This is a genomic window from Pseudomonas sp. FP215, from assembly GCF_030687795.1.
Taxonomy (GTDB): domain Bacteria; phylum Pseudomonadota; class Gammaproteobacteria; order Pseudomonadales; family Pseudomonadaceae; genus Aquipseudomonas; species Aquipseudomonas salmasensis.
Window position 1 is genome coordinate 1,765,422 of record NZ_CP117447.1, and the last position, 18,701, is coordinate 1,784,122.

At 59.8% G+C, this 18,701-nt stretch carries 18 protein-coding genes and 1 pseudogene; 12 read left to right on the top strand and 7 right to left on the bottom strand.

Annotation, left to right across the window (positions count from 1 at the left end; genetic code table 11):
- Window positions 1–12 precede the first annotated feature (12 nt).
- The 3 genes from PSH76_RS07905 to PSH76_RS07915 all read right to left on the bottom strand — a co-directional run bounded on the left by PSH76_RS07905 (window position 13) and on the right by PSH76_RS07915 (window position 2,309).
- Window positions 13–939 carry an acetoacetate decarboxylase (ADC) gene (locus PSH76_RS07905; RefSeq protein ID WP_305494443.1) on the bottom strand — a complete coding sequence of 309 codons (927 nt, stop codon included), beginning with the start codon at window positions 937–939 and terminating at the stop codon, window positions 13–15.
- Between the two features lie 106 nt (window positions 940–1,045).
- Window positions 1,046–1,786 carry a type 1 glutamine amidotransferase domain-containing protein gene (locus tag PSH76_RS07910; protein ID WP_305493849.1) on the bottom strand — a complete coding sequence of 247 codons (741 nt, stop codon included), beginning with the start codon at window positions 1,784–1,786 and terminating at the stop codon, window positions 1,046–1,048.
- Window positions 1,787–1,973: 187 nt separating this feature from the next.
- On the bottom strand, window positions 1,974–2,309 hold the full coding sequence (locus tag PSH76_RS07915) for a DUF6124 family protein (RefSeq protein ID WP_305493850.1): 336 nt from the start codon (window positions 2,307–2,309) through the stop codon (window positions 1,974–1,976).
- Window positions 2,310–2,932: 623 nt separating this feature from the next.
- Between PSH76_RS07915 and PSH76_RS07920 the strand changes: the two genes are divergently transcribed.
- The 4 genes and pseudogenes from PSH76_RS07920 to PSH76_RS07935 form a co-directional block, all read left to right on the top strand.
- On the top strand, window positions 2,933–3,235 hold the full coding sequence (locus PSH76_RS07920; RefSeq protein WP_032896084.1) for a type II toxin-antitoxin system RelE/ParE family toxin: 303 nt from the start codon (window positions 2,933–2,935) through the stop codon (window positions 3,233–3,235).
- Between the two features lies 1 nt (window position 3,236).
- The gene (locus PSH76_RS07925; RefSeq protein ID WP_305493851.1) at window positions 3,237–3,620 is read left to right on the top strand and encodes an addiction module antidote protein; all 384 of its coding nucleotides are present in this window, start codon (window positions 3,237–3,239) and stop codon (window positions 3,618–3,620) included.
- A 209-nt stretch (window positions 3,621–3,829) separates the two neighbouring features.
- On the top strand, window positions 3,830–4,465 hold the full coding sequence (locus PSH76_RS07930) for a lytic polysaccharide monooxygenase auxiliary activity family 9 protein (RefSeq protein WP_056785932.1): 636 nt from the start codon (window positions 3,830–3,832) through the stop codon (window positions 4,463–4,465).
- A gap of 40 nt (window positions 4,466–4,505) precedes the next feature.
- Window positions 4,506–5,507 (top strand): annotated as a pseudogene (locus PSH76_RS07935) (chitinase); the annotation flags it as partial.
- 196 nt (window positions 5,508–5,703) lie between these two features.
- Here PSH76_RS07935 and gudD read toward each other — a convergent pair.
- Both gudD and PSH76_RS07945 read right to left on the bottom strand, forming a co-directional pair.
- Window positions 5,704–7,029 (bottom strand): glucarate dehydratase, encoded by a 1,326-nt coding sequence (gudD, locus tag PSH76_RS07940; protein WP_278916118.1) that lies wholly within the window; start codon window positions 7,027–7,029, stop codon window positions 5,704–5,706.
- A gap of 19 nt (window positions 7,030–7,048) precedes the next feature.
- Window positions 7,049–8,398 (bottom strand): MFS transporter, encoded by a 1,350-nt coding sequence (locus tag PSH76_RS07945; protein WP_305493852.1) that lies wholly within the window; start codon window positions 8,396–8,398, stop codon window positions 7,049–7,051.
- Window positions 8,399–8,734: 336 nt separating this feature from the next.
- Here PSH76_RS07945 and PSH76_RS07950 point away from each other — a divergent pair, with 336 nt between their 5' ends.
- The 7 genes from PSH76_RS07950 (at window position 8,735) to PSH76_RS07980 (ending at window position 16,323) form a co-directional block, all read left to right on the top strand.
- Entirely contained in the window at window positions 8,735–9,448 is a 714-nt protein-coding gene (locus PSH76_RS07950) for a FadR/GntR family transcriptional regulator (RefSeq protein ID WP_305493853.1), read from the top strand.
- A gap of 10 nt (window positions 9,449–9,458) precedes the next feature.
- On the top strand, window positions 9,459–10,154 hold the full coding sequence (locus PSH76_RS07955; RefSeq protein WP_305493854.1) for a tRNA (adenine(22)-N(1))-methyltransferase TrmK: 696 nt from the start codon (window positions 9,459–9,461) through the stop codon (window positions 10,152–10,154).
- A gap of 66 nt (window positions 10,155–10,220) precedes the next feature.
- The gene (locus PSH76_RS07960; RefSeq protein WP_305493855.1) at window positions 10,221–10,847 is read left to right on the top strand and encodes a glutathione S-transferase family protein; all 627 of its coding nucleotides are present in this window, start codon (window positions 10,221–10,223) and stop codon (window positions 10,845–10,847) included.
- Window positions 10,848–11,087: 240 nt separating this feature from the next.
- Window positions 11,088–12,818, top strand: a complete 1,731-nt coding sequence (locus tag PSH76_RS07965) for an OPT family oligopeptide transporter (protein ID WP_305493856.1) — start codon at window positions 11,088–11,090, stop codon at window positions 12,816–12,818.
- Window positions 12,819–12,929: 111 nt separating this feature from the next.
- Window positions 12,930–13,670: a BPL-N domain-containing protein gene (locus tag PSH76_RS07970; RefSeq protein ID WP_305493857.1), complete on the top strand. Its 741-nt coding sequence runs from the start codon at window positions 12,930–12,932 to the stop codon at window positions 13,668–13,670.
- A gap of 138 nt (window positions 13,671–13,808) precedes the next feature.
- Window positions 13,809–15,215: an amino acid permease gene (locus tag PSH76_RS07975; RefSeq protein WP_305493858.1), complete on the top strand. Its 1,407-nt coding sequence runs from the start codon at window positions 13,809–13,811 to the stop codon at window positions 15,213–15,215.
- A gap of 22 nt (window positions 15,216–15,237) precedes the next feature.
- Window positions 15,238–16,323: a GlxA family transcriptional regulator gene (locus PSH76_RS07980; protein ID WP_138762951.1), complete on the top strand. Its 1,086-nt coding sequence runs from the start codon at window positions 15,238–15,240 to the stop codon at window positions 16,321–16,323.
- Window positions 16,324–16,458: 135 nt separating this feature from the next.
- Here PSH76_RS07980 and PSH76_RS07985 read toward each other — a convergent pair whose 3' ends face one another.
- Window positions 16,459–16,827, bottom strand: a complete 369-nt coding sequence (locus PSH76_RS07985) for a cupin domain-containing protein (protein ID WP_305493859.1) — start codon at window positions 16,825–16,827, stop codon at window positions 16,459–16,461.
- Between the two features lie 185 nt (window positions 16,828–17,012).
- Between PSH76_RS07985 and PSH76_RS07990 the strand changes: the two genes are divergently transcribed.
- The gene (locus tag PSH76_RS07990) at window positions 17,013–17,729 is read left to right on the top strand and encodes a class I SAM-dependent methyltransferase (protein WP_305493860.1); all 717 of its coding nucleotides are present in this window, start codon (window positions 17,013–17,015) and stop codon (window positions 17,727–17,729) included.
- A gap of 16 nt (window positions 17,730–17,745) precedes the next feature.
- Here PSH76_RS07990 and PSH76_RS07995 read toward each other — a convergent pair whose 3' ends face one another.
- Window positions 17,746–18,111, bottom strand: a complete 366-nt coding sequence (locus PSH76_RS07995; protein ID WP_305493861.1) for a hypothetical protein — start codon at window positions 18,109–18,111, stop codon at window positions 17,746–17,748.
- Window positions 18,112–18,701: the final 590 nt, after the last annotated feature.

Sequence of the window (18,701 nt, forward strand, 5' to 3'; positions counted from 1 at the left end):
GGCGCACGAGGTTCAGCGTTCACCAATCAGGTTGACGAGCGGCTCTGGCGCATAGAGTGCACTCTGGAACTCGGGTACGTATTCGTACTTCAGCATTTTCCCCAGCTTGAGGGCGCGCAGGTAATCGGACAGGCTGCCATCGCCCAGCGTGAGGGTGGCTGAGTCTGCGTCACGGCTGGAGCCATGGCTGAGCTGGCGGGAAACCGCATAGCCGTAGGCCAGTTGGCCGTGGTGATCGAGGTTGGTGAAACTGCTGGTGACCAGGTCCACATCACGGGACAGCTTCTCAAGCTTTTTAGCCTTGAACGACACGTCCAGTTTGCCGGTCTTGCTATCGGTAATGTCATACACCACTGAGTACCCATCCTCTTTGCGATCGATGCCGGTGAGCCATTTCGGCAGGTTGTAACCGACCACCCCGCGCACCCGCGCCAGCTCGGTATTCACCGGCAGCTTGAGCACATAGCCCCAAAAGTCCTGCGACATCGACTGGCCCACCAGCGTAAAGGGGCCCAGGTTGGCTTTGCCAGGTTTGTTAGTGATGATCGACACGGCGACTTCGTTATAGGCGTCGTTATCGCAATGCTCATAGGTATACGCAGTAAACGCGATCAGTCCGCGACCCGGCCAGACTTGCAAGGGCTGCACGGCGGCCAGTACCTGCGGTGGCATCAACGCCCGAAGCTTATCGATGTCAGCCGTATAGACCGCTGTTACCCGACTGTTCTGGTAGTAAAAATTGGGTGAGTAGGATTCAAAACCGATGTCGACCTTGTGCTTTTGCAACCCTTTGAACCAGCTTAAATCAATCCCAGGCACTTCGGTCGCAATCACCGACAACGGCGGGTTGGAGCGAAAGCGGTCGTACAAGCCGCCTTTGACGACGGGCACCTGTTGGCCGGCGATATCGATGTGGGTTGTGTCGTTCGGGCTGGGCATCTCGGGTGTTCCCGCCAACGCAAGGTTGGCAAAAGGGGTGAGCAGCAATGCGGTTAAAACGGCGCTTGGGATGTTCAATCGGTTTTCTCCAGGGAGGGGCTAGGCGCTATCGTTCGTGGGACAGCTCGGTTATCACGGCGAGTGCGACGGCCTTGGGCGATTGCGGGTTCTGGCCCGTGATCAGGCGGCCATCGGTGATGACAAATGAGGTGAACGGCACCCAGCCCTTGCGGTAACGCGCCCCTTGGCTCAGCAGCCGGTCTTCAAGCAAGAACGGCACCTCACGCTTCATGCCCGACAGCAGCTCTTCGCGATTGGAGAAGCCGGTGATGTTTTTGCCCTTGATGATCGCGTTGCCCTGTTCATCCTTCAGATCCAGCAGGCCCGCCACACCGTGGCACACAGCCGAGACGATGCCGCCCTGGTTGTAAATGGTTTGGGCGACACGTTGCAGGTCGAGGTTGCCTGGGAAGTCCCACATGACACCGTGGCCGCCGGTGAAGTAGATCGCGCGAAATTGCGCCGGATCGACATCGGCAATGGGCAGCGTGTGTTGCAGCCGGGCGCGAAAGGCTGGGGACTGCAGCTGTTCACGCGCCGCCTTGTCCATGTACAGCCAGCCGAGGCTGCGCTCATCCAGAGGCACAGCACCCCCTTTGGGGCTGGCAAACACCGTCGTGTAGCCAGCCGCTTCCACGACCTCGGTGAAATGCGTCAGCTCGGTCAGCCACAGGCCCGTGGTATCGGTCCTTGAGGGGTAGCTGGCGTGGTTGGTCATGATCACCAGGATCTGGCGATTGTTCGCAGCGGCCGTGGAAGGGCCGGGTTCAGCCTGTGCAAATGTCATAAGCGCGCCACCTATCACGACCAACGCAAAAGAAATAAGGGTTTTGAGCATGATCCAGAGTCCAGTAATCCTGCCGGTTCGTGCATGCTCACCTTAAACCTCGCTTTAAGGTCAACCCCTGCTTTGGCAAAAAAACCGAGTCGTCTTGGGGCGCGACGGCTCGGCTTTTTTTGGGCGTGTTGAACGTTTAGCCAGCCGCTACAGCAGCCTCGCGTTCCATCAACTTATCGACCAACAGCATTCCCAATTCACTTAGCTGATGAATTGCCAACGCGACGTCGCGCTGTTTGCCCGTCAGTTCATCCGACAGGTCAAGCAGCAGGGCGGTTACTGAGGAAAAGGTTTCATAGCTGTTGGCGATGAGCATTTCATTGCTGGCGTCGTCGGCAACACTGAACAGCGGTGTCGAGGATGGAGGAGGGGGCTCGGCGTTGGGGGTGAGGGCGTGATCGATCGCACGACGGGCTGCCTGATCAAGCTTCAGGTTTGGATCGTTTGGAGGGTTGGGCGTGACTTTGTACATATGCGTAATTCCTGAATGGGGCCGACACCGTTTCGCTACTAAACGAAAGGGTGGCAGCTGTACGCAGGTTAGTAGACCGGGGAATTACACAAAGCCGGCGCGCCCGAAGGCGCCCTACGCACAGCCACCATCAGGCACAGACAGGAACGTCTGATAGATGAAGCTCATGCACTAAGTGTAATTGACCCTCGGGCTACTAAACCCGATCACTGAGTTGTCAGCGACCGAGCCACCTTAGAGACGCCCATCCAAGCGCACAAGCCGGCAGATTCTGACGCAACTGTAGGCAATGGAGCAAGGTGGTGCAGCTTGCTGTAGGACGGGTCTACATCAACGCCGGCCCACTCCCTCCCTGTAGGAGCGAGCTTGCTCGCGAAAAACCATAGGCGCCGCGTTCATTCTGGATGAACACATTATCTTTACGTTCTTCGCGAGCAAGCTCGCTCCTACAGAGAGGATGCCTCAGTCGCGACGCAACGTTTCGGTCTTGAGGACACAAGCGCTAATAGTATTGCTCGGCTGCCTGCGCGGCGGCTGGACTAGGATTTTTTCTTGCGGTGCACACCAACATTAAAAATTCACTGGCATCTACAAGGAGTAGCCAGTAGGCTACATGTGACTCTGTGATCAATACGATTGGCAGGACGCCCGAGTTCGATACATGGCTCGACGGTATGAGGGATGTGTGGGGAAAAACGGCTGTGCTGATCCGCCTGGATCGAGCCGAAGAAAACAATTTTGGCGATTGCCAGCCTGTAGGCGATGGCATGAGTGAAATGCGTGTGTTTGTCGGGCCCGGCTACAGGATTTACTTTGTGCGCACGGGCATCACCGCTTACCTGATGCTGTGGGGAAGCGATAAAACCGACCAGAAACGAGGAATCAAGCGGGCAAAAGAGATTCTCGATGCCTTGAGAGGTCAATGACATGAGTAAGTCGATATTCAAACCCGAGGACATGCCGATCCTCGAGCTGGATACATCCGGCACCAGTGCCTATGAGGCTTCACGCTTCCTTGATAGCCCGCAAACCATCAGTGCCTATCTTGCGCAAAGCATGGCGTGCCATGACCCGCAAGTCCTTATGAAGGCGCTGGCCGAGGTTGCCAAGGCCCAGGGTGTGAACAAGGTTGCCGAAGCGGCGGGGGTGAATCGGGAGAGCCTGTATAAAACCCTGAAAGGCGGCTCAAAGACGCGTTATGAGACGGTCCAGAAGCTGATGCTGGCATTGGGGGTGGAACTGACGGTGCGACCGATTACTGCGACCCCCCCTAAAAAAACGGCTGCCATCGGTACAGAGAAGCTGTATTGAAATGCGCATGGTCTTGTAGGAAATCGACCTCTGGAAGCGTAAGGGTTTCCCTATAATACTGTTTATATATCCAGTATTTGCAGGTCTGCGCGCTCATGAACCGAAAATGAGTGAAAAATGGGCCTGTGGCAAAAAAAAGCCACTCCGTTAGGTTGAGGTCCTCTCCTTCAAGAAAGGAGAGTTCTTAATCAAACCAATGGAGTTACAAAATGAACAAACCACAAACCCAGACACCTCTTCGCCATGGTCGTGTCACATCCCCTTCCAGCCGTGGCGCAGTCGCCGTGGATCTCGGCCTGCTGGAGACCTGGCAGGTCAATGAAATGGAAGGCGGCAAGAACTTCCCGGCACTGACGGCCGGTCCGTTCCCGGCGCCTTATCAAACCGACAGTGACAGCGTCACCCCTCCCGCCGACGGCTTTATCCTCAGCGGTGGCAAGACCGATGCCCGTGACTGCGTCAACTTCACCCACGAGGAAATGGCCAAGAAACTCGGCCGCGCCTTCACCTGGCCGTTGCTCAATGTCGAGCCGGGCCAGACCTTCAAGGTCACCTGGGCATACACCGCGCCGCATACCACCCGTGGCTATCGCTGGCTGATCACCAAGGATGGTTGGGACCCGAAACAGCGCATCACCCGCGCACAACTGGAAACCCAGCCGTTCGCTGAAGACTTCTATGCCCAGGTGCCTTACTACAGCCATGCAGGCGAGCTGAAGGCCAAGGTCAATCATGAAGTGAAACTGCCGGCCAACAAAAAGGGCCAGCATGTGATTGTGTTGATGTGGATCGTCGCCAACACCGGCAACGCCTTCTATCAAGCCTTCGATGTGGACTTCAAATAAGCCCGCACCGTTAAACCCACGCGTTCTGAAGGATTAGAACATGTCAAAGATTGACTTTACCTCACTGCAATCGCCGCTCAACGATGCCGCTTCGCTGATGCCGAGCATTGCCGGCAAAAAGATCCGCATGGGCTTCTGGCACAACTGGCCTGCCGGCCCGAGCGATGGCTACCAGCGTGGCCAATTCGCCAATATCAGCCTGGCGGATGTACCCAAGGATTACAACGTGGTGGCCGTGGCCTTCATGAAGGGCAACGGTATCCCAACCTTCAAGCCGTACAACCTGTCCGACGCCGAGTTTCGTCGCCAGGTAGGCGTGCTGAACAGCCAGGGCAGGGCGGTACTGATTTCCCTTGGCGGCGCCGATGCACACATCGAACTGCATAAAGGCAACGAACAGCCACTGGCCAACGAGATTATCCGCCTGGTGGAAACCTATGGCTTTGATGGCCTGGATATCGATCTTGAACAGAGCGCGATTGATTTCGCCGACAACAAGACTGTCCTGCACGCCGCCTTGAAACTGGTCAAGGACCACTACGCAGGTCAAGGCAAACACTTCATCATCAGCATGGCGCCGGAGTTTCCGTACCTCACCACTGCCGGCAAATACGTCGGTTACATCCAGGCGCTGGAAGGCTATTACGACTTCATTGCCCCGCAGTATTACAACCAGGGTGGCGACGGCATCTGGGTGCAGGAGGTCAACAAGGGCAACGGCGCCTGGATTGCCCAGAACAACGACGCGATGAAAGAGGACTTCCTGTTTTACCTGACCGAAAGCCTGGTGAGCGGAACGCGCGGGTTTACCAAAATCCCGGCAGACAAGTTCGTCATTGGCCTGCCGGCGAACGTCGACGCGGCTGCCACCGGTTATGTGATCAACCCAACAGCCGTGACCAATACCTTCAAGCGTTTGCACGACAAAAGATTGTCGATCAAGGGCCTGATGACCTGGTCGGTGAATTGGGACAACGGCATCAACAAAGACCACGTGCCCTACAACTGGGAATTCAGCCGCCGTTATGGGCCGCTGATCAATGGCACTGCTCTCTCTGGCCTGGAAGAGGATGCGGCGGATCTGGCGGTCGCCAATCGGCAGTAGCGCAAAGAGACCTCTGGCAGACGTGCCAGAGGTCAAACCGCTAAGCTTCTGATCTGACTAAAATCCGATGCCTGTTTGGGCATCGGATTTTTTGCGTCACGCTCAAATGGCGCTGAGCATTCCTAAAGCCGATTTACCGCACCAAACAAGGCCGCTTGTTATCAAAGCCCCAACCCGGAATCAAGAATTGCATCGCCACACTGTCATCCCGCGCTCCAAGGCCCATGCCTTTGTACAGTTCATGAGCCTTGGCCACCGCGTCCATATCGATGTCCACACCTAGGCCCGGCTTGGCCGGCACCTTTACGTAGCCCCCTTCGATCTTCAACGGCTCCCGGGTCAGGCGCTGGCCGTCCTGCCAGATCCAGTGGGTGTCGATGGCGGTGATCTCGCCGGGCGCGGCCGCCGCCACCTGGGTAAACATCGCCAGGGAGATATCGAAGTGGTTGTTGGAATGCGAGCCCCAGGTCAGGCCCCAGTCGTTGCACATTTGCGCGACGCGCACCGAGCCTTGCATCGTCCAGAAGTGCGGGTCGGCGAGGGGAATGTCCACCGATTGCAACTGGATGGCGTGGCCCATTTCGCGCCAGTCGGTGGCGATCATATTGGTGGCGGTTTTAAGGCCCGTGGCGCGGCGGAATTCGGCCATGACTTCGCGGCCCGAGTAGCCGTTTTCTGCGCCGCAGGGGTCTTCGGCGTAGGCCAGCACATGATGCTGGTCGCGGCACAGGCGGATGGCTTCCTTCAGCGACCATGCGCCGTTGGGGTCAAGGGTGATGCGCGCATCAGGAAAGCGCTCGGCCAGCGCGGTGACGGCTTCGATTTCTGCGTCGCCACTCAATACGCCGCCCTTGAGCTTAAAGTCGTTGAAACCGTATTTGGCCTTGGCCGCTTCGGCCAGGCGCACCACCGCGTCGGCGCTCAGGGCTGTTTCATGGCGCAGGCGGAACCAGTCGTCATCGGCGTCGGCCTCGTTGCGGTAGGCCAGGTCGGTGGCGTTACGATCTCCCACATAGAAGAGGTAGCCGAGCATTTTTACCGCATCGCGCTGTTGTCCTTCACCGAGCAGGGCCGCCACCGGCACCTCAAGAAATTGGCCCAGCAAGTCGAGCAGGGCGGCCTCCATGGCGGTGACGGCGTGGATGGTGATGCGCAGGTCGAAGGTTTGCAGGCCGCGACCGCCAGCGTCCCGCGAGGCAAAGGTGCTGCGCATCTGGTTGAGCACGCGCTGGTATTGGCCAATCGGCTGACCGATCACCAGGCTGCGAGCATCTTCCAGGGTTTGGCGAATGCGCTCGCCGCCGGGCACTTCGCCCACGCCGGTGTTGCCGCTGCTGTCCTTGAGGATGACGATATTGCGCGTGAAGAAAGGGCCATGGGCGCCGCTGAGGTTGAGCAGCATGCTGTCGTGGCCGGCGACGGGAATGACTTGGAAGTGGGTGACTACAGGGGTATTCATGGCGCGTTCCTGGCTGAGTTCAAAGAGGTTTGCTGATGGCGGCGCTGCTGGCCACGGCCGTTACGGCAGAGGGTGAGGTCTTGGCAAAGAACACCAGGATGGCCGCGAGCACCGAGGTGCCGGCCAGGCCATACAGCCCGCCCTGGATTGACCCGGTGGTTTGTTCCAGAAAGCCAAAGGTGGTCGGCGCGACAAAGCCGCCCAGGTTGCCGATGGAGTTGATCAGCGCGATCACGGCGGCGGCGATGCGTACATCCAGGTAGCCCTGGGGGATCGGCCAGAACAGCGAAGACGCGGATTTGAAACCGATGGCCGCAAAGCAAATCGCAACGAAGGCGAAGATCGGCCCGCCCGTGGTGGACATGAACATCCCCACCGCGGCGATCAACAGCGCCGCCGCGACCCAGGCCTGCTGGAACTTGAACTTGCCCGACAACGAGGCGAAGGCGTACATGGCAATGATCGAGATCAGCCACGGGATCGAGTTGAAGAACCCCACCTGTACATCACTCAGGTCGCCCATCTTTTTGATGATGCTGGGCAGCCAGAAAGTGGCGGCGTAGATCGTCAATTGGATGCAGAAGTACAGAGCGCAGAACAGCAGGATCTGGCGATCCTTGAGCAGCTTGCCGATAGTGGGTTTTACCGTAGTCAGGGCTTCGCGATCACGTTGTTCCTGATCGATGGCGCCCACCAGCGCATCCTGTTCTTCGCGGCTCAACCATTTGGCGTCGTGGGGCTTGGAATCGAGCCAGAACCATACGAAGAAACCCAGAGCCACGGAAGCCAGGCCCTCAATGCCGAACATCCATTGCCAGCCATGTAAACCAAAGCCTTCGATCTGCAACAACGCGCCCGACAACGGCCCGGAGATCAATGACGCCACCGCCGAGCCACTGAGGAAGATCGCGATGGCCTTGCCACGCTCCACGCCGGGCAACCAGCGGGTGAAGTAATAGATCACGCCGGGGAAGAACCCTGCCTCTGCCACGCCCAGCAGGAAACGCAGGATGTAGAAGTGGGTTTCGTTCTGGATAAACGCCATCAGCGTGGCAACGATGCCCCAGGTGAACATGATGCGGGTCAGCCAGATACGCGCGCCGACTTTTTGCAGCAGCATGTTGGACGGCACTTCGAACAGCGCATAGCCAATGAAGAACAGCCCGGCGCCGAAGCCGTAGGCGGCTGCGCCGATGCCCAGGTCATGCTCCATGTGCGTGCGCACGAAGCCGATATTGACCCGGTCGATGTAGTTGAGGATGAACATGACCACGAACAGTGGGAGCACATGGCCCTTCACTTTGCTCACGGCGCGGGTGAGCGCTGAATCATTTTCGGGTGCGGCTGACGCTGGGCTTGAATGCTTCACGAATGAAAACTCCCCCTGATTATTTTTATGCGGGTTTGGTGTTTTGTTGCCAGACATCATACAAGTTGTTTTTTGAAAGCCGCAATCCTGTGAGGGGTGATTTTGTTCTTATAAGCCGGTGCTGAGGTTGGCTATTTTGGTTATTTGCCAGATTTCATTGGGTTTACCCCCGTTGTTGACGGCTAGGCGTATGCGCTTCTCTCAAAGCGAAGACATGGTAGGGTGAGGTGGGATGAGTATGTTGTCATACAAGTTAGGTGTTTTTCGCCGCCACCCGTCGCCCCGTGCGCTCAGGGTGATAAGCTCCCCCCAGCCCAACCCCGTGGACCCGTCTCGATGCCGATTAAAAGCACACCGCCTGTGCGTAAACGTTCCGCCAACCTGGCCCAGCGTGTGGTCGAGGCGCTGACCCAGCGCATCCAGCTGGGGCAACTCAAGCCGGGTGAAAAACTGCCGTCCGAATCCACCATCGTGCTTGAGCATGGGGTGAGCCGTACCGTGGTGCGTGAAGCCTTGTCCAAGCTGCAGGCGTCGGGGCTGGTGGAGACGCGTCACGGCATCGGCACCTTTGTGCTGGCGCAGCACACCCAGCCAGGCTTGCGCTTGCACGTGGACACAGTCGCCAGCGTGCGCAACATGCTCGAACTGCGCCTGGGCCTGGAAGTGCAAGCGGTGGCCTTGGCCGCGCTGCGCAGGAGCGAAGTGCAACTGGCCCACATGCGCCAGGCGCTGGACGACTACCAAGCCTCCCTGGCCAACAACGACAGCTGCGTGGAGGAGGACAAGCGCTTTCACCAACTGATCGCCGAGGCCACCGGCAATACGTTTTTCACCGACATCATGCAGCACCTGGGCACGGCGATGATTCCGCGTACCCAGGTGAATGCCGTCGAGCGCGGCGGCGCGGACTTTGCTCAACTGGGGCAGTTGGCGAACCTGGAACACGAGGCCATCTACAACGCTATCAAGCGCCAGGACCCGGACGCCGCACGGGCGGCCATGGTGCTGCACTTGACCAACAGCCGGGATCGATTTTCCGGGCAATCCTAAGGAACCACCGTTGAACGAACACACCTTGTCCCAGCGCCTGGAGCGCGTGGCCGCACATGTGCCGGCCGGTGCCCGCCTGGCCGATATCGGCTCGGACCACGCCTACTTGCCTGTGGCGTTGATGCGCCGTGGCGCTATTGCGGCAGCCGTGGCGGGGGAAGTGGCCGCTACACCGTTTCAGGCGGCCAACCGTACCGTGGCCGACAACGGCTTGGCGCAGCACATCACGGTGCGCCTGGCCGATGGTTTGGCAGCCATCGAGTCGGCCGACGACATCACCGCCATCAGCCTGTGCGGCATGGGTGGCGAGACCATCCGCGACATTCTCGACAGCGGCAAGGTGCGGTTGAACGGGCGGGAACGCTTGATCCTGCAACCCAACGGCGGTGAGCAGCCGCTGCGACGATGGTTGATGGAGAACGGCTACCAGATCCTCCATGAAGAGTTGCTGCGGGAAAACCGCTTCTACTACGAAATCATCGTCGCCGAACGCAACGAGGCGATGACCTATACCGCTGAGCAGCTGTACTTCGGTCCGTTGCAAATGCAGACGCGTAGCCCGGAATTCCTTGCGAAGTGGCAACGTATAGTGCGCGAGAAACGCAAGACATTGGCCAGCCTCGAACAAGCGCGGCAGGTGGTGCCCGAGCAGAAAGTGCAGGAGATCGCGCAACAGGTGAAGTGGATCGATCAGTTGCTCGCCTGAGCGACATTCGCGGCACTTCACCGCTACGCTGTAGTCTTCTCTTAAATCCCCCAAGGTGTTGCCTCGATGATCACTGTTCACCACCTCAACAATTCCCGCTCGCAACGTATCCTATGGGCGCTTGAAGAACTGGGCCTGCCCTACGACATCAAGCGCTACCAGCGCGACGCCAAGACCAACCTGGCGCCGCCTGAACTCAAGGCCATCCACCCGCTGGGTAAGTCCCCGGTGATCGAAGACGGTTCCCGCGTGCTGATCGAATCTGCTGCAATCATCGACTACCTCATCCGTCGCCACGGCAACGGCCAACTGCAACCCGACCCGGCCACCGACGCCTACGACAGCTATGTGCAATGGCTGCATTTTGCTGAAGGCTCGGCCATGCTGCCATTGATGCTCAACCTCTACGTGGGGCGCCTGGGTGAAGCGGGCGCACCGCTGCATCCGCGGATTGAATCGGAGCTGGCCAACTACCTCGGCTACCTGAATGACGTGCTGGGGCACACGCCTTATCTGGTGGGGGACGCACTCAGCGGGGCGGATATCCAGATGAGCTTTATTGGTGAAATCGCCCAGGCCCAGGGCAAATTACAGGCCTATCCAAACCTGGCGGCCTGGGTACAAAAACTCCAGGCACGCCCGGCTTATCGCAAGGCGGTGGAGCGGGGCGGGGAATACGCGTTCGCCAAATAGCGGGCCCACCGACACACCACCTCCTGTAGGAGCGAGCTTGCTCGCGAAAAACCCAAAGGCGCCGCGTTCATCCAGGAAGCACGCGTTATCGTTGACGTTTTTCGCGAGCAAGCTCGCTCCTACAGAAGGCTAGCAGGGTTCCCTCTTTCCCGGTTTTACAACCCGCTTCGCCAGGTGAACCTTCGAGTCTCCCGGTGCTCACTTAAAAGGTGGCACTGGCTTTTCCCGAAAGGAATCTGCATGCACTCCACCTCCTCAAGCGTCCCCGTAGAGCGCGAACTAAGCCTGCGGGCGGTCATCACCGGGATCGTGCTGGGTATCCTGCTCACCCCTTCCAACGTGTACGCGGGCTTGAAGATCGGCTGGTCGTTCAATATGTCGATCATCGCCTTGCTGATCGGCTATGGCATCTGGCAAGGCCTGGCCCGGCGCTCCGCTGAACACCTGCCGTGGACCCTCCACGAAAGCAATATCAACCAGACCGTGGCCTCGGCCGCGGCGTCGATCATTTCCGGCGGGCTGGTCGCGCCCATCCCGGCCTATACCTTGCTCACGGGCAACCAGCTGGCGGCGCTGCCAATGATCGCCTGGGTGTTTTCGGTGAGTTTTCTGGGGATCTGGATCGCCTGGTACCTGCGGCCTTCATTGCTCAATGACAAGGCGCTGAAGTTTCCCGAAGGCATGGCCACCCTGGAAACCCTGCTGCACATCTACAACCATGGCCGTGAAGCGGCGACGCGCTTGAAAGTGCTGCTCGGCGCGGCGCTGTTGTCCGGCTTGGTCAAGTGGGTGGATACCTTCATGTGGGCCTTCCCGCGCTGGTCGCCGAACGCCCAATTGGAGCGCCTGACCTTCACCGCAGACCCTTCGCTGCTGTTGCTGGGGTTCGGCGGCATCATCGGCATTCGCGTAGGCCTGACCCTGTTACTCGGCGCCTTGCTGGCCTGGGGCGGCCTGGGGCCGTGGCTGTTGACCAGCGGCCTGGTGAGCCTGCCCGCCGGCAGCAGCGGCCCGCAATTTGCCGCGCTGGTGGAATGGCTGCTGTGGCCGGGGGTGAGCCTGATGGTGTGTTCCACCCTGGCGTCCCTGGCAATTCGTTTGTGGGCTTTGCATCGCTCAACCCGAGCGGCTGGCGGCACGCCTTGGACGGTTCCCAAGCCCGGGCCTGCCGTGGGGTTCGCCCTGGCGATTGCGTTGGTGGTGAGCCTGCAAGCGCTGTTGTTCGGTATCAACCTCGGGATGGCGCTGCTGACCATTCCCCTGGCGATCTGCCTGGCCGCCGTGGCGGCGCGGGTGGTGGGCGCCACCGGTATTCCACCGATTGGCGCCATCGGGCAACTGTCCCAACTGAGTTTCGGCATCGTTGCGCCGGGCCAGGTGCCGATCAACCTGATGAGCGCCAACACGGCCGGCGGTTCGGCGGGGCAATGCACGGATTTGATGAACGACTTCAAGGTGGGCAAGGCGATTGGCGCCACGCCTCATAAGCAGGTCATCGCGCAAATCCTGGGGATTTTCGTCGGCAGTATTGTCGGTGTATTCGCCTACCTGGCGTTGATTCCCGACCCTCAAACCATGCTGCTCACCGAACAATGGCCAGCCCCGGCCGTCGCCACCTGGAAAGCCGTGGCCCAAACCCTGACCCACGGTTTGGATTCACTGTCCCCAAGCATCCGCTGGGCCATCGGCATTGCAAGCTTGTTCGGCGTGCTGCTGGGCATACTCGACAGCACATTACCCACCCATCGCGCCCGCTACCTGCCGAGTGCGGCAGCCTTGGGACTGGCGTTTGTTTTGCCAGCGTCGGTGTCGCTGATGATGGCCCTTGGCGCGATCATGACCTGGGCGGTGAGCTGTCGCTGGCCGAGCGTGACGCAGCGCTTTGCGATCACGGCAGCGGCGGGGCTGATCGCCGGTGAGAGCATTACCGGAGTAGGCGCGTCGTTATGGCAGATGCTGGGAAGTGGATGAATGGCCCACGTGGATTTACAACTCTTCACGAATTCAAAAGGCTCATCGTTATAGGCTTGGCGCTGCGACCACTGGATCAAACCCATTCAACTGACCGTTGAGCCTGCCCCCATGAAACTGCCCGCCCTCGCTGCCACGTTTCTCGCCGTTGCGACGCTGCACCCTTTACCCGTACACGGCGCAGGCCCCATCACCCATGTCGCCATCTACCGAGGCCCGGCAGGTTGCCGGGATTGCTCGGAAAACGTGAAAACCGCCCTGCAGCGTCTCAACCCCAACTACCAGATCGACTTCGTCGGCGCCGACGAACCCATCGACATCACTCCACAAAACCTGGCGCGCTATGACCTCTACGTGCAGCCCGGTGGCGGCCAGGACATCCCGGCCGCGCTCGACAGCCTGGGCGAGGCGCGTGCCGAGGCCATCCGCGGCTACGTCGCCAAGGGCGGCCGCTACCTGGGCCTGTGCATGGGCGCCTACCTGGCCGACGACAACAACCTCGGCCTGATCCCCCAGGCGCTGGACACCGAAGCCGGCCGCCCCGGTTTTGAAGTGGCCGGCATTGACGACGCCGCCGTGCAGGTGACGTGGGACGGGCAGCCTGACTCTGTGTTCTATCAGGACGGCCCGTACTTTCCCAAAGCCAACGCCGCGGCGCCCTACAAGATCATCGCCACCTACCACAATGGCGACGTGGCGGCGGCGCGATACACCTACGAACGTGGCGTGGTGGTGCTGAGCGGGCCGCACCCGGAAGCCGGGCGGGAGTGGTTTGAAAATGCCGATATCGAGCTGAGCAAGATGCCGCGTGGCGAGCTGTTCGGGTCGTTGATACGCAGCGCGCAAGAGTAGGGCGCGCCGCGCGTTACCTCAGAGTGCCACCATTCCCCATGTCGATATCAGACACGATGGTGGCGTAACCAGGCTACTTGTGCCTGGCCTCGGGCACTTAAGGTGAAGGTCATTGGCCGCCCGAGAACAACAAAAACAATGACTAGCCTCAACTGCAACAATTCCAACGGTCAGCTGGCGCAGGGCTTCAAGCCGCGCCATGTGACCATGTTGTCCATCGCTGGCATTATCGGCGCGGGGTTGTTTGTCGGCTCCGGTCATGCGATTGCCGCCGCCGGGCCTGCAGTGTTGTTGGCCTATCTGTTCTCCGGCCTGCTGGTGGTACTGGTCATGCGCATGCTGGGGGAAATGGCGGTGGCGCGCCCGGACACTGGGTCGTTTTCCACCTACGCCGACCAGGCCATCGGCCCTTGGGCGGGGTTCACCATTGGCTGGTTGTATTGGTGGTTCTGGGTGCTGGTCATTCCCATCGAGGCATTGGCTGCCGGGCATGTGCTCAACCAGTGGTTTCCTCAGGTGGATGCGTGGCTGTTTGCGTTGATCTCAATCGTTTTGCTGGTGATCACCAATCTGTTCAGCGTGGCCAAGTACGGCGAATTCGAATTCTGGTTCGCCATGGCCAAGGTGATTGCCATCGTCGGTTTTATCGGCCTGGGCTTCAGCGTACTCATGGGCTGGATCCCGGATCGTGAAGCCAGCGGCTTGAGCCGCTTGATGGAGGAACACGGCGGCTTTGCCCCCAACGGCCTGTCGGCGGTGGTGGGCGCGTTTATCACCATCATGTTCAGCTTCATCGGCACTGAGGCGGTGACCATCGCCGCAGCGGAATCAAGCAACCCCGCGCAGAACATCGCCAAGGCCACCCGCTCGGTGATCTGGCGCATTGGCGTGTTCTACCTGCTGTCGATCTCCGTCGTGATTTCCGTGGTGCCCTGGAACGACCCACTGTTGGCCTCTGTGGGTTCCTATCAGCGCGCACTGGAAATTATGAACATCCCCAACGCCAAGTTCATGGTCGATGTGGTGGTGTTGATTGCGGTGGCCAGTTGCATGAACTCTTCAATCTACATTTCCTCGCGCATGTTGTTCTCCCTCGGCAAGCGCGGCGATGCGCCAGCGGCGCTTAAAATCACCTCGAAGGCGGGCGTGCCCCGGGCGGCGGTGATCGCCAGCACCATCATCGGCGCGGGCGTTACGTTGTTGAGCTATTTCATGCCTGCCGGGTTGTTCCAGTTCCTGCTCGCCAGCTCCGGGGCGATTGCGTTGTTGGTGTACCTGGTGATCGCTATCTCGCAACTGCGCATGCGTCGGTTGCTGGTGCGGCAAAAGGTTGAGCTGACCTTTCGCATGTGGCTGTTTCCCTGGCTGACTTACCTGGTGATCGTGTTCATCTGCCTGGCCCTGGGGGTGATGATGGTGACGCCCGAGCACCGCACCGAAGTGTCCTCGACCATTGGCCTAGCGTTGGTGATTTCCTTTATCGGCCTGGTCACGGCGCGTCAGCACAACCGGGCACCCAAGCCGGTGGCGCTGGAACATTCCTGATCACGCCTGTGGGGTAGCGGTGATGGAAACCGAGGCACCTGTTTGCCAGACCATCGGCTTTTTGCTGTTGGACCAGTTCACCCTGATATCGCTGTCGTGTGCGGTCGAGCCGCTGCGCATGGCCAATCAATTGGCGGGCGAAGAACTCTACCGTTGGCAAACACTCAGCCTGGACGGCCAGCCGGTGTGGGCCAGCGATGGCGTGTCGGTGACCCCGGACGCGTGCGCGCAGGACCAGCGCGGCTTCGATGCGGTGATCGTGTGCGGCGGCGTGGGCATTCAACAGGCTATCAGCCCTGCGCTCATCGCCTGGTTGCGCAGCCAGGCGCGCCTGTACTGTAAACGTCTCGGCGCGGTGTGCACCGGCAGTTGGGCACTGGCCCAGGCGGGGTTGCTCGATGGCTTCCAGTGCAGCGTGCATTGGGAGCTGATGGCGTCGATGCAGGAGGCGTTTACCCGCGTCAAAGTCAGCTCCAGCGTATTCACGCTCGATGGCAACCGCTTTACCAGCTCTGGCGGCACTGCGCCGCTGGACATGATGCTGCACCTGATCGGCCGCGATCACGGGCACACGCTGTCGGCGGCGATTTCCCAGATGTTCGTGTACGAGCGCATTCGCAACGAGCGCGACCACCAACGCGTGCCGCTCAAACACCTGCTCGGCACGCAACAGCCCAAGCTGCAAGAAGTGGTGGCCCTGATGGAAGCCAACCTGGAAGAACCCATCGACCTCGACGAACTGGCCGCCTACGTGCACGTGTCCCGACGCCAGTTGGAGCGCATGTTCCAGAAGCACCTGTACTGCACGCCATCGCGCTATTACCTCAAACTGCGCCTGACCCGTGCCCGCCAGTTGCTGATGCAGACGCCCATTTCTATTGTCGAATTGGCGGTGATTTGCGGCTTTGTGTCCACGCCGCATTTTTCCAAGTGCTATCGGGATTTCTTCGGCGTCGCGCCCAGCGATGAGCGCTCGGACATGCGCCTGCATCCGCCGCCTGCGTTACGGCCAGAGGGGCAATCCCGGGCCCCGCAACAGCCCAGGAATGCACTGGAGCAGGCGCGTGATGAGCCGACGTTTGCCACGGTGCAGATTCAGAGGCGATAGGGCTTGCCCTCTTGCCCCCTGTAGGAGCGAGCTTGCTCGCGAAAAATTCACAGGCGCCGCGTTCATTCAGGCAGCACGCGTTATCGTTGACGTTTTTCGCGAGCAAGCTCGCTCCTACAGGGGCCAGCGGCCTACTCAAATCCACTGGTCATTCAACGCGGTACGCTCACCGCCTTCATGCCCGGTATTCAGAATGTCCCTTGGCTCGATCATCATCAGCTTGGCTTCGCCCTCGGCCGCCGTCCTGTGCTCAATGCCACGCGGCACCACATACAACTCACCCGGCTTCACATACACCGGGCCATCCGGCAGGTCGATACGCAACGTGCCTTCAAGCACCAGGAACGCTTCATCGGTTTCGGGGTGCGAATGCCAAATGAATTCACCCTCGATACGCACGACCTTGAACTGGTAGTCGTTCATTTCGGCGACCACTCTTGGGCTCCATTGCTGGTCGATGAGCGAGGCTTTTTGAGCAAGGTTTACAGGCTGTGCTTGAGTCATGCGGGATCTTCCTGTCGATGAGAAGGCCAGACTATCCAAGCAAGCGGTCAGCAGGCTTGTACGATCCTGCAACCTCTCCACTCGTACGCTCCCGCATTCCCCACGGGAATGCAGCACATAAAATTAATGCATTTTTCTTACTGCCACGGTTAACGTAATTTGCGTCAAGGCCACGGAGAACCGCCTTGAACTCATCCTCATCCAATCCTGCTGACAAATTCGATACCTCAAGAGCCAACGAGTACGCACGACAAAGCCGTATCGCGTTGGCGGGCTATGACGCGTGCCAGGACCTGGCAGCCTGCATGCTCGCGGCAAGCCTTGGTGATGCCCCTTCGGCCAAGGTACTTGTGGTCGGCGCCGGCGGTACGGCGCAGGAGATCATCGCCATGGCCAGCCTTGAACCGGAATGGCGCTTCATGGCGGTTGATCCCTCCCAGCCGATGCTCGACGCGGCAAGGCAGCAGTTGGAAGCCAACCACTTGCTTGATAGAACCACCCTGCATCTCGGGACGCTTGAAGACCTGGCAGCAGACGCATCATACGACGCCGCCACCTTGATCGGTGTGCTCCACCATCTGGAGGGGGATGACGCCAAGGATCGGATGCTGAGATCGATTCGGGCGCACTTGAAACCGGGGGCACCGCTGATTGTCGCGGGCAATCACTATGCGTATGCCAGCCAGCCGTTGCTGCTGGCGGCATGGGGCCAACGCTGGCGTCAGCATGGCGCGAGCTCGGACGAAGTGAAGGCCAAGCTCGGCAAAATTCTTCAAGGCGCCGACCCTCCACATTCCGAGGCTGCGGTTCAGAAGCTGTTGCACGACGCTGGCTTTGGCGACGCGACCCGTTTCTTCAGCAGCCTTTTCTGGGGGGCTTGGTTGACGTGCAAGGTGGGGTAGCAAGGTCTCGCCTTGCTCAGTGAGCCGAGAGAGTAGCCAGCCGCCGACGCCAATCGCCGCCATGCCGAAGGTGGCATTCCTCTTCAGAGTCGAAACTGACGCAGCGGGCGATGTTCGGGACGTGCACGTCAGCGTCATCCAGCGCGGCGGTAGTCAGCTCGCGCATACGGGCGTCCGCGCCGGTCGCGAGGGCGTGAGCCTTGCTCGCGACACTGTCGAACACCCAGATCACCCGCAGGCTTTGGGGGAAGGCGCGGTAGTCGACGGTGTGCGTCAGCCATTCGAAGCCCGGGATTTCAGCTTTTGCGATCTCGCAGGCGTCGGTCAGGGCTGCGATGAGATGGCGTTCGATACGGGCGTGGTCGCGTGAGGCAGGCGGCATAAAGGAGTCCTGGGAGTGGGTTGGGGCGCTGATCAGAGCATAGCTATCTACACAACTTCGGCACGACGCTAAATCTGTGGCGAGGGAGCTTGCTCCCGTGACGGCCTGACAGTCGGCGCATATCCATCTGACGCTCCGAAATCCAACTGTGGGAGCTGGCTTGCCTGCGATGACGGCCTACCAGCCGACGCCAATCTACCTGACACCTCACAATCCAACTGTGGGAGCTGGCTTGCCTGCGATGGCGGCCTGCCAGCCGCCACTTTTCTACCTGACACCCCACAATCCAACTGTGGGAGCGGGCTTGCTCGCGAAGGCGACCTTGCAGTAAACACAGTTGGACCTAGTACATATCCATTTCAGCGGTAACGGCCACCTAGGGTTCCGCCCTGACGGCGGCTCACTTTTGAAAAGCGCAAAAGTAAGCAAAACGCTCTTGCCCCACCACTCGGCACCTCGCCTAGGCTCGGTGTGCCCGAACACAGTCTTGAATCCGTGGGCCGCCGCCACGCGCCATCCATGGCGCGGGGCGGCTAACCCGGCGTCCTGCCGGGTTACCCACGAATTCAAGCCTGCGTTCGGCCAGCGTG

What these genes read in the sequence shown, in the direction of transcription:
- PSH76_RS07970 (WP_305493857.1), top strand. Translation starts at nt 12,930, where the DNA reads ATGAAACTGCCCGCCCTCGCTGCCACGTTTCTCGCCGTTGCGACGCTG.
- PSH76_RS07965 (WP_305493856.1), top strand. Translation starts at nt 11,088, where the DNA reads ATGCACTCCACCTCCTCAAGCGTCCCCGTAGAGCGCGAACTAAGCCTG.
- PSH76_RS07980 (WP_138762951.1), top strand. Translation starts at nt 15,238, where the DNA reads ATGGAAACCGAGGCACCTGTTTGCCAGACCATCGGCTTTTTGCTGTTG.
- PSH76_RS07950 (WP_305493853.1), top strand. Translation starts at nt 8,735, where the DNA reads ATGCCGATTAAAAGCACACCGCCTGTGCGTAAACGTTCCGCCAACCTG.
- PSH76_RS07910 (WP_305493849.1), bottom strand. Translation starts at nt 1,786, where the DNA reads ATGACATTTGCACAGGCTGAACCCGGCCCTTCCACGGCCGCTGCGAAC.
- gudD (WP_278916118.1), bottom strand. Translation starts at nt 7,029, where the DNA reads ATGAATACCCCTGTAGTCACCCACTTCCAAGTCATTCCCGTCGCCGGC.
- PSH76_RS07960 (WP_305493855.1), top strand. Translation starts at nt 10,221, where the DNA reads ATGATCACTGTTCACCACCTCAACAATTCCCGCTCGCAACGTATCCTA.
- PSH76_RS07930 (WP_056785932.1), top strand. Translation starts at nt 3,830, where the DNA reads ATGAACAAACCACAAACCCAGACACCTCTTCGCCATGGTCGTGTCACA.
- PSH76_RS07925 (WP_305493851.1), top strand. Translation starts at nt 3,237, where the DNA reads ATGAGTAAGTCGATATTCAAACCCGAGGACATGCCGATCCTCGAGCTG.
- PSH76_RS07905 (WP_305494443.1), bottom strand. Translation starts at nt 939, where the DNA reads ATGCCCAGCCCGAACGACACAACCCACATCGATATCGCCGGCCAACAG.
- PSH76_RS07975 (WP_305493858.1), top strand. Translation starts at nt 13,809, where the DNA reads ATGACTAGCCTCAACTGCAACAATTCCAACGGTCAGCTGGCGCAGGGC.
- PSH76_RS07995 (WP_305493861.1), bottom strand. Translation starts at nt 18,111, where the DNA reads ATGCCGCCTGCCTCACGCGACCACGCCCGTATCGAACGCCATCTCATC.
- PSH76_RS07915 (WP_305493850.1), bottom strand. Translation starts at nt 2,309, where the DNA reads ATGTACAAAGTCACGCCCAACCCTCCAAACGATCCAAACCTGAAGCTT.
- PSH76_RS07985 (WP_305493859.1), bottom strand. Translation starts at nt 16,827, where the DNA reads ATGACTCAAGCACAGCCTGTAAACCTTGCTCAAAAAGCCTCGCTCATC.